2 protein-coding genes are annotated in these 2019 nt (G+C 71.8%); one reads left to right on the top strand and one right to left on the bottom strand.

Features of this window, described 5'->3' with window-relative positions; genetic code table 11:
- Positions 1–71: 71 nt before the first annotated feature.
- Positions 72–1094 (bottom strand): hypothetical protein, encoded by a 1023-nt coding sequence (locus Q1A87_RS23340; protein ID WP_299657213.1) that lies wholly within the window; start codon positions 1092–1094, stop codon positions 72–74.
- A gap of 203 nt (positions 1095–1297) precedes the next feature.
- Between Q1A87_RS23340 and Q1A87_RS23335 the strand changes: the two genes are divergently transcribed.
- Positions 1298–2019, top strand: a 722-nt coding sequence (locus Q1A87_RS23335) for a glycosyltransferase (RefSeq protein ID WP_299657210.1), incomplete at its 3' end; no start/stop codon positions are given.

The following is a 2019-nucleotide window of genomic DNA, read 5'->3' as shown; positions in this document are numbered from 1 at the left end:
CATCTGATGGGACGAGGCCGGCTCGTCGCGACGACCTACCGACGCGTCGACACCATGTGAACCTGTGCCCGCTACGGCCGCACGGTCTCCGGCTCCAAGCCCGCAAGCCGCATGGCGGCATCCGCATGCAGCCAGGCCAGCGTCGACTCCGCCCCCTGATTGACGCTGACGCCCTGCGGGTCGATCCCGTCGTGGCAGCCGCCCTCGGCGGTCGCGAGCGCGACGCTCGCATCGTTGCGGCCGAGGAACCAGGCATGTGCGCGGCGCGCCTCGGTGGCCCACGACGCGTCTCCGGTCACGGTCAGCGCCGCCAGCGCTGCCTCCACATGCGCCCAGGCATCGAGCGGCTGCTGCGCGTGGAGCGTGTCCGCGCCCGCGCGGCCGTATCCCTCGGACCCCGGCGGACGGAACCGGCCCGCCGGCCCGGTCTGCGTCTCGGCCATCCGGCGAAGGGCGGCCAGACCCGCCGCTCGCAGTTCGGGAATCCAGACGCTGCCATCGAGCGCCCCTTGCGCCAGGCGCGGGCTGTCATAGGCCATCGCTGCCTCGAACGTCGGTCCGGGCGAGTCCGTCCAGCGCGTGAGGAGCTGGCTCGCGAGCGCGGCGCCTGCTGCATCGACGGGGGCGTCGAGGTCGAGGTCGCGCGCGGCCGAGAGCGCCCCCAGGGCCCAGGCCCAGGGTCGGGGAGACTGGAATGTCCCAGCCAGAGGCAGGGCCTCGCGCAGCAGGTCGCGGGCCCAGGCCGCGATGCCGTTCGGCAACGACGACCGCGCCGTTTCGACCAGCGCGACGAGGGCGCGGGCCGATGCGTCCTCGTCCTCGTGTTCTATCCATTGCCGGTCATGCGTGAGGAAGTTGCGGAACCGTCGCGCCTCTGGCTCCCAGGCATGGTCGACGAAGGATGCGTAGATCGCCGCAAGCCGGCCGGGCACGGGATCGTCCGGATCGAGACGTGCATGGCGGGTGCAGAGCCACAGCCCGCGCGCGACGTCGTCGAGGCAGTAGCCGTGGCGGCGGTCCGGGACGACGTGCCGCGCATGTTGCCAGATGCCGCAGCCGTCGGTCAGGCGGACGAGGTGGTCGAGAGATGCCATCGCATGGCGCCTATCACGGACAATCGGCCCCGTCCCCTCCTGCGGGCGCCGAGCCGGCCTGTCCGATCGCAGCGGTGGGACGGAACCACGAGGAACATCGGAACGTTAACCAATTGCGCGGCCCACTCGGGCGGCGTCATCCATTTTCATTCGAATCCCTACGCTCCCGCAGGACAGGGTCTGCGCATCAGGAGGTCGTATCGGTGCGCCCACATGCCCAATCCGTGATGCCGAACTTCCATGCTCTGCGGATCGCCCTCATCGGCAATCACCCGCCGCGCCGCTGCGGGATCGCGACCTACACGCGGGACGTCGCTGCCGCGCTCCGCGCCGCGGGCCATGCGGTCCATGTCACGGCCATGTCCGAGCCGGGTTCGACGCACGCCTACGGCGCCGCCGTCGATCTGGTCGTGCCGCGGGATCTGCGCGCCGCCTATGCCGCGACCGAACGCGCGATCGCGCGTTGGCGGCCGGACGTCGTCCTCGTCCAGCACGAGTTCGGAATTTTCGGCGGACCGGCAGGGCTCTGGCTGACCGACCTCCTCGATGCCGCCCGGGTGCCCGCTATCCTGCAGCTCCATACTGTGCTGGGGCATCCGGACCGGGACCAGCGGGCGGCGATGGACGCCCTCTACCGTCGTGCCGCGGGCATCGTCGTGATGGCCCGCAGCGGGCGCGACATGCTGCGCGGCACCTACGGGACCGGCGTGCCGATTGACGTCATCCCGCACGGCGTGCCCGACCACCCGCCGGTGCAACCCGCGGCGATGCGCCGCCGCCTCGGCTGGCCGGAGCGGCCGACGCTCCTGACCTTCGGCCTGCTCTCGCCGGGGAAGGGGATCGAGACGGCGATCGAGGCGCTGCCCGCAATTCTCGAGCGCGTTCCCGATGCCCGCTACGTGCTGCTGGGCGCGACCCATCCCGC

This window comes from uncultured Jannaschia sp. (assembly GCF_947494055.1).
Lineage (GTDB): Bacteria > Pseudomonadota > Alphaproteobacteria > Rhodobacterales > Rhodobacteraceae > Jannaschia.
Note: the sequence above shows the minus strand (reverse complement) of the source record. Positions and strands in the feature narration are given on the sequence as shown.